The organism is Microbacterium sp. ISL-103 (genome assembly GCF_018613995.1).
Lineage (GTDB): Bacteria > Actinomycetota > Actinomycetes > Actinomycetales > Microbacteriaceae > Microbacterium.
In genome coordinates this window covers 1-7,241 of record NZ_JAGGPD010000336.1, presented here as the reverse complement: position 1 = coordinate 7,241, position 7,241 = coordinate 1, and the positions used below count along the sequence as shown (strand labels likewise).

General features: G+C 67.6%; 7 protein-coding genes. 6 read left to right on the top strand and 1 reads right to left on the bottom strand.

The features are described 5' to 3' along the window. From J7E68_RS12635 to pgl, 4 genes are all read left to right on the top strand, one after another. On the top strand, positions 1-1,471 hold a 1,471-nt coding region (locus tag J7E68_RS12635), incomplete at its 5' end, for a glucose-6-phosphate isomerase (RefSeq protein ID WP_215173115.1). Positions 1,472-1,493: 22 nt separating this feature from the next. Then, a complete protein-coding gene (gene zwf, locus J7E68_RS12630) occupies positions 1,494-3,044 on the top strand; it encodes a glucose-6-phosphate dehydrogenase (RefSeq protein ID WP_215173112.1) in 1,551 nt (516 codons plus the stop codon). Further along, entirely contained in the window at positions 3,041-3,976 is a 936-nt protein-coding gene (locus J7E68_RS12625) for a glucose-6-phosphate dehydrogenase assembly protein OpcA (protein ID WP_215173110.1), read from the top strand. Before zwf ends, J7E68_RS12625 begins: the two co-directional genes overlap by 4 nt. Continuing rightward, positions 3,976-4,761, top strand: coding sequence for a 6-phosphogluconolactonase (gene pgl / locus J7E68_RS12620; RefSeq protein ID WP_215173108.1), 786 nt, complete (start codon positions 3,976-3,978; stop codon positions 4,759-4,761). Before J7E68_RS12625 ends, pgl begins: the two co-directional genes overlap by 1 nt. A 10-nt stretch (positions 4,762-4,771) precedes the next feature. On the opposite strand, the gene J7E68_RS12615 is transcribed toward pgl, so the two are convergent. After that, entirely contained in the window at positions 4,772-5,767 is a 996-nt protein-coding gene (locus tag J7E68_RS12615; protein ID WP_215173121.1) for a DMT family transporter, read from the bottom strand. Positions 5,768-5,828: 61 nt separating this feature from the next. Here J7E68_RS12615 and def point away from each other — a divergent pair, with 61 nt between their 5' ends. Together def and J7E68_RS12605 are read left to right on the top strand one after the other, a co-directional pair. Continuing rightward, entirely contained in the window at positions 5,829-6,395 is a 567-nt protein-coding gene (def, locus tag J7E68_RS12610; protein WP_215173107.1) for a peptide deformylase, read from the top strand. A 118-nt stretch (positions 6,396-6,513) separates the two neighbouring features. Next, positions 6,514-7,029: a hypothetical protein gene (locus J7E68_RS12605; RefSeq protein WP_215173105.1), complete on the top strand. Its 516-nt coding sequence runs from the start codon at positions 6,514-6,516 to the stop codon at positions 7,027-7,029. Positions 7,030-7,241 lie beyond the last annotated feature (212 nt).

Here is a 7,241-nt window from a genome sequence, read left to right as displayed (position 1 = left end):
GGCGGCGATCCGTCTCGGCTGGGTGGAGGCCGTCTCGGTCTCCCGCCCCCTGGTCTCCGAGATCGAGGCTCTGCGCGCAGAGCTGAGCGCGAAGGGCGTGACCCGCGTCGTGCTCGCCGGAATGGGCGGCTCGTCGCTCGCGCCCGAGGTGATCGCTCAGACGGGCGGCGCGCCGCTGACCATCCTCGACTCGACCGCCCCCGGCCAGGTGCTCGCAGCCCTCGACGAAGGACTGCGAGAGACGGTGCTGGTCGTGTCGTCGAAGTCGGGCTCGACGGTCGAGACCGACTCGCAGCGCCGCACCTTCGAGGCGGCGTTCCGCGACGTCGGCATCGATCCGATCGAGCGCATCGTCGTCGTCACCGACCCCGGTTCGCCGCTCGATGTCTCGGCTCGTGGGGCCGGATACCGCGTCTTCAACGCGGACCCGAACGTCGGCGGGCGCTATTCGGCGCTCACGGCCTTCGGACTGGTGCCGTCCGGACTCGCCGGTGTCGACATCGACGAGCTGCTCGATGAGGCCGAGGCCTCTCTGCTCGAGGTCGCTATCGACTCCGCCGACAACCCGGCCCTGCGTCTCGCGGCGGCGATCTCGGCCACCGTGCCGCGACGCGACAAGCTCGGCCTGATCACCGACGACACGCACATCAACGGCCTGCCCGACTGGATCGAACAGCTGATCGCGGAGTCGACCGGAAAAGACGCCACCGGCATCCTCCCGGTCGTGCTTCTTCCCGTCTCGCCCGAGCTCGACACGAAGCCCGCCGACCTGCAGATCGTGCGGCTCGTCGACGACGCCAACGAGTTCCACCTGCGAGAGCGCCACGAGGGAGAGATCCTCGTCAGCGGTTCGCTGGGCGCACAGTTGATCGTCTGGGAGTACGCGACCGCGATCGCCGGCTACCTGCTCGGGATCAACCCGTTCGACCAGCCCGACGTCGAGTCGGCCAAGGTCGCCGCACGGGGACTGCTGGATGCTCGTCCCGCCCCCACCGCACCCGCATTCGTCGAGAGCGGCGTCGAGGTGCGGGTGTCCGACCCGGCCCTCGCCGCGTCGGGGACCGTCGAGGGCGTGCTCGATGCTCTCTGGGCGCAGTTGCCCGCCGACGGCTACGTCGCGATCCAGGCGTACGTGAATCGTCTCGATGTCCCGCAGCTGCAGGGGCTCCGCGAGCTCGTCGCCGCCGACTCCGGTCGGCCGACGACGTTCGGCTGGGGACCCCGCTTCCTGCACTCCACGGGCCAGTACCACAAGGGCGGTCCCGCGCAGGGCGTGTTCCTCCAGATCCTGGAGCGCACCGATGTCGATCTCGAGATCCCCGAGCGACCGTTCACGTTCGGTCAGCTCATCGAGGCTCAGGCGGCCGGCGATGCCGGCGTCCTGGCCGAGCACGGCCGTCCGGTCGTCTCCCTGACGATCACCGATTCGTCGGCCGACGTCCTCACCCTCTTCGAAGCCGCACAGAAGTAACAGCCAGGAGAATCCCCCACCGATGTCTGTTCCCATCTCGCGCGGGCACAACCCGCTGCGTGACCCCGATGATCGCCGTCTCAACCGGATCGCGGGGCCCAGCGCCCTCGTGATCTTCGGCGTGACCGGAGACCTGTCACGCAAGAAGCTCATGCCCGCGGTCTACGACCTCGCCAACCGCGGACTCCTGCCGCCCGGATTCGCTCTCGTCGGTTTCGCCCGACGCGACTGGGAGGACCAGGACTTCGCACAGGTCGTCTACGACGCCGTCAAGCAGCATGCCCGCACGCCGTTCCGCGAAGAGACATGGGCGCAGCTGCTGCAGGGCATCCGCTTCGTCTCGGGCGAGTTCGACAACCCCGAGTCGTTCCGCAAGCTCCGTGAGACGGTCGACCAGCTCGACGTCGAACGCGGCACGATGGGCAACCACGCGTTCTACCTGTCGATCCCGCCGAAGGACTTCCCCCTCGTCGCGAAGCAGCTGAAGGACTCGGGTCTCGTCGGTGCGAATGACGATGACGACGAACGCTGGCGCCGCGTCGTCATCGAGAAGCCGTTCGGTCATGACCTCGAGTCGGCGCGCGAGTTGAACGCGGCCCTCGAGGTCGCCTTCTCGGCCGACTCGATCTTCCGCATCGACCACTACCTCGGCAAGGAGACGGTCCAGAACATCCTGGCCCTGCGCTTCGCGAACGAGCTGTACGAGCCGATCTGGAACCGCAACTACGTCGACCACGTGCAGATCACGATGGCCGAGGACATCGGGGTCGGTGGCCGTGCCGGCTACTACGACGGCGTCGGCGCCGCACGCGATGTCATCCAGAACCACCTGCTGCAGCTGCTCGCGCTCACCGCCATGGAAGAGCCGATCAGCTTGTCCGCCGAGCATCTGCGTGCCGAGAAGGAGAAGGTGCTGGCCGCTGTGCACGTGCCGGAAGACCTCTCGCTCGCCACCGCCCGCGGTCAGTACGCCGGCGGATGGCAGGGCGGCGAGCAGGTCACCGGCTTCCTCGACGAGGACGGGATGAACCCCGAGTCCGCGACCGAGACGTATGCCGCGATCAAGCTCGAGATCGACACCCGCCGCTGGTCGGGCGTGCCGTTCTACCTGCGCACCGGCAAGCGCCTCGGACGACGCGTGACCGAGGTCGCCGTGGTGTTCAAGAAGGCGCCCGAGCACCTGTTCGGCCGCTCCAACACCTCGGAGCTCGGGCAGAACGCCCTCGTGATCCGTGTGCAGCCCGATGAGGGTGTCACGATCCGCTTCGGTTCGAAGGTCCCCGGCAACGGCACCAACGTGCGCGACGTCACGATGGACTTCGGCTACGGCCACGCGTTCACCGAGGCGAGCCCCGAGGCGTACGAGCGTCTGATCCTCGATGTGCTCCTCGGCGACCCGCCGCTGTTCCCGCGGCACGAAGAGGTCGAGCTCTCGTGGAAGATCCTCGACCCCGTGGAGAAGTACTGGGCGGCCGAGGGCGGCCCAGTCGATCAGTACGCACCGGGTTCGTGGGGTCCGGCATCCGCCGACGACCTCCTCGCCCGCGACGGACGAGTCTGGAGACGCCCGTGATCATCGACCTTCCCGACACGACCGTGAGCCAGGTCGCCAAGCAGCTCGTCAAGGTGCGCGAAGAGGGCGGCGCCGTCGCCCTCGGCCGCGTGCTGACGCTGATCATCTCGGCCCGCAACGGCGTCGCCGAGGCCGCGATCGACGCGGCCAACGACGCCTCCCGCGAGCACCCGATGCGTGTCATCGTGCTCACCACGGGCGACGGTGACGCACGACTCGACGCGCAGATCCGCGTCGGCGGCGACGCCGGAGCGAGCGAGGTCGTCGTGCTCCGCGCCTACGGCGATGCCGCCAGCAACGAAGAGAGCCTCGTCACCGGGCTCCTCCTTCCGGATGCTCCCGTCGTCGCCTGGTGGCCGGAAGAGGCTCCGACCTCGCCCGCGAACTCGCCGCTGGGCAAGATCGCTCAGCGCCGGATCACGGATGCAGCGACGGCTCCCGACGTGCGCGATCGTCTCGCGCTGCTCGGCGAGGCGCACGCCCCCGGCGACACCGATCTGGCCTGGACGCGACTCACGCACTGGCGCGAGCAGCTGGCAGCGGTTCTCGACCAGCCGCCGTTCGAAGAGGTCACCGCTGTCGAGGTGCGCGGTGGATCCGCGTCGCCGTCGACCGCACTGCTCGCCGCGTGGCTGCAGATGGCCCTCGAGGTGCCCGTCGAGTGGTCGTACGAGAACCCCGAGCACTGGCAGGAGGGCATCAAGTCGGTGCGGCTGCACCGCGCGTCCGGTGACATCCTGCTCGAGCGTCCGACTCCCGGAGTCGCGGTTCTGACGCAGCCCGACCAGCCCGATCACGACCTGCATCTCCCCCGTCGCACCCTGCGCGAGTGCCTCGCCGAGGAGCTGCGTCGACTCGACCCCGACGTCCTGTACGGTCGAGTGATCACCGAGGGCTGGGAGAAGCTGGGTCCGCCCAAGACAGGAGAATGATGTCGTCGCAGGCAGCGCCCGCAGAGAAGCGGGTGGTGGTCGAATCCACCCCCGAAGCAGTCGCCGCACGGGTGGCCGATCGATTCCTGACGCGTCTTCGTGCGCGTACGCGCAACGGCCGCGTTGCCCACGTCGCCCTCACCGGCGGTTCGATGGGTGGAGCGGTGCTGCGCGCGACGCGTGAAGACCCGCGTTCGGCCGAGATCGACTGGTCGCTCGTGCATTTCTGGTGGGGCGACGAGAGATTCGTCGCGAGGGATGACGCCGACCGCAACGCGCTCCAGTCCCGCGCCGCCCTGATCGACCACATCCCGGTCCCTGACGAGAACGTGCACGAGGTGGCCGCGACCGGCGAGGGGCTGACGCTCGACGAGGCCGCTGAGGCCTATGCCGAGGAGCTGGCGCGCTACGGCACGTCGGAGCACCCCTGGCCGTCGTTCGCGGTGTGCTTCCTCGGCGTGGGCCCGGACGGCCACATCGCGTCGCTGTTCCCCGATCGCCCCGAGGTCACGGTGACGGATGCCGCTGCCCTGCCCGTGCGCGATTCCCCGAAGCCGCCGCCCGAGCGGGTCACGCTGACGCGCCCTGTGCTGAACGCCTCCAAGCGCGTCTGGCTCGTGCTCACCGGTGCCGACAAGGCCTCGGCTCTCGGACTCGCGCTTGCCGGCGCCAGCTACACGAACGTGCCGGCCGCGGGCGCCAAGGGCCGCAAGCGCACCGTGTTCTTCGTCGACGAGGCCGCTGCCTCAGAGGTCTCTCCCGACCTCATCGACCCGGCGTACTGAGATCGCCGGATCAGGCCTCGGGCTCTGAGCTCGAGGCCTTCTTCGTGTCGTCGCTGCCGCGCGTGATCCCGAGATCCTGGCTGTCGCTCAGCACCTGCGGGTGGTAGCGGGCGAGATTGACGACACCCCAGATCGCGATGGCTCCGGCGATGCCGAAGATCACGAGCACCCAGGGAGGAGAGGCTGCGGCCTCTCCGAGGACGACCATGCCGATGAGCACGGCGACCATCGGATCGACGACGGTCAGACCGGCGATCACGAGGTCCGGGGGCCCCGGGCTGTAGGCCGACTGCACGAAGTAGGCGCCGACGGCGCCGGCGGCGATCAGGGCGATGACGCACACCAGAGTGATCCACTCGAAGTTGCCCGCGCTGATCCGGCTGATGACCGCCTTAGCGAGAGTCGCGACGAAGCCGTAGAGGATCCCCGCGCCGATCACGTAGAACAGTGCTCGCATGCGGTGTCGGAGCACCAGCCAGCACGCTCCGAGGACGATGATGACGACGAGCAGGATCGCCAGGATCGTGAAGAGCTCGGTGTCGGTGATCTCCTTCTCGGTGGCGTAGATCGCCGCGAAGAGGACGAAGAGGAAGATGCCCCCCACACAGCACACGATCGCGATGATCGATTTCCTGGTCGGCGAATGACCCGAGATCCGCGCGTTGAGGAGCGTGGTGATGACGAGCGCGATGGCTCCGAGCGGCTGCACGACCATCAGCGGGGCCTGCGAGAGCGCGGCGAGCTGACAGATGATCGCGAGGCCGAGCATGAGGGTGCCGGCGATCCATGAGGGTCTGGTGAGCAGGCCCTTCATCTGGCCCATGCTCAGACCGCTCGCTCCGTCGGATCCGCTGAGACGCTCGACCTTCTCGACTCCGCGGTGCTGATATTGCGCCCCGAGAGACATGAAGACCGCGCCCGCGAGTGCGAGGGGTATGCCGAGGAGCAGTTTGGGGTTCTGGAAGACACCGACCAGCTGCTCGGTGACGTCTTCCGCCCCAGTCATCCATACGGAGATGCTCACCCTACGACCCTACCCGGCGATATGCGCCGAGTAGGGTTATGGCGTGGCTGTTCTTCCTATTCGCATCATGGGCGATCCTGTCCTGCACTCCCCCGCATCGGTCGTCGAGCACATCACCGACGACATCCGCACCCTCGTCACCGACATGTTCGAGACGATGGACACGGCCCCGGGCGTCGGCCTCGCCGCACCTCAGGTCGGCGTGCCGCTGCGCATCTACACATACGCGTATGTCGATGACGACGATCAGCCCTGGCGGGGCGTCATCATCAACCCCGAGCTGTGGATGGTGCCGTTGGAGCCGGGCGAGCCCGACGACGAGCTGGAATCAGAGGGCTGCCTCTCGTTCCCCGGAGAGCGGTTCCCGCTGCGCCGATCCGAGCGCGTTCGCGTGGTGGGCGTCGATCTCGACGGGTCTCCGGTCGAGATCGCCGTCGATGGCTGGCGCGCACGGATCATGCAGCACGAGTTCGACCACCTCGACGGCATCCTCTACATCGATCGGCTGTCGGACTCGGACTGGAAGACCGTGCAGAAGATCGCGAAGAAGCGCGGATGGGGCAAGCCCGGCACGAGCTGGGTTCCCGGCGTCGACGATCTCGAAGGCTGATCTCTTTCAGCCGGATCACAGCGTTCTCGGAGTTGCATCACAGACTCCGCGCCGGATAGCGTTCTCGAGGCGGGATATCGATATACCCGCGCACCAAGAGGCTCTGGAGGGGACGAACATGATGAAGTTGCGCACGCGACGCGCACTGGCGCTGGCAGGTTCTGCTGTGGCGCTGTCGGTCGCACTGACCGGCTGTAGCGCGCTGAACGGAATTCTCGGCGGCGGATCGGGAGACGCCGACCGCGACGAGGACACCGGCCAGGTGACGGAGAGCGCGAACATCGACATCTTCTCGCTCAAGCTCGGCGACTGCCTGCAGGAGAGCGCGACCGGCCTTCTCGAGGACGTCGACGTCGTGCCCTGCGAGGAGCCGCACGACCAGGAGGTCTACTACGAGATCACGATGGACGACGGTGAGTTCTCGGAGGAAGACGTCGACGCGGCTTCGCAGGAGTGCATCGGCGACGCGTACACGTCGTTCGTCGGCGTCGGCTACCAGGAGTCGGCACTCGACGTCACAACGATCGCGCCGACGAAGGAGACCTGGGACAGCCTGAACGACCGCGTCATCCAGTGCATCATCTTCGACTCGGCCGGACAGACCACCGGCTCGCTCAAGGGCGTCGCGAAGTGATCTGACACTCGATCAACGAGAAGGGCTCCGTCACCGACGGGGCCTTTTTCGTATCTGCTGCAGCCGAGCATCCGGCGCCCGAAACGCCTGTGGATCCTGGGAAAAGGGAAAACCCCCGGCCTTCCGAAGAAGACCGGGGGTATTGGCTCCCCGGCTTGGACTCGAACCAAGAACCTGCCGGTTAACAGCCGGCTGCTCTGCCAATTGAGCTA

Excerpts from the sequence above, each read along its gene's own strand:
- J7E68_RS12615 (WP_215173121.1), bottom strand. The coding sequence starts at position 5,767 with ATGACTGGGGCGGAAGACGTCACCGAGCAGCTGGTCGGTGTCTTCCAG.
- J7E68_RS12605 (WP_215173105.1), top strand. The coding sequence starts at position 6,514 with ATGATGAAGTTGCGCACGCGACGCGCACTGGCGCTGGCAGGTTCTGCT.
- pgl (WP_215173108.1), top strand. The coding sequence starts at position 3,976 with ATGTCGTCGCAGGCAGCGCCCGCAGAGAAGCGGGTGGTGGTCGAATCC.
- zwf (WP_215173112.1), top strand. The coding sequence starts at position 1,494 with ATGTCTGTTCCCATCTCGCGCGGGCACAACCCGCTGCGTGACCCCGAT.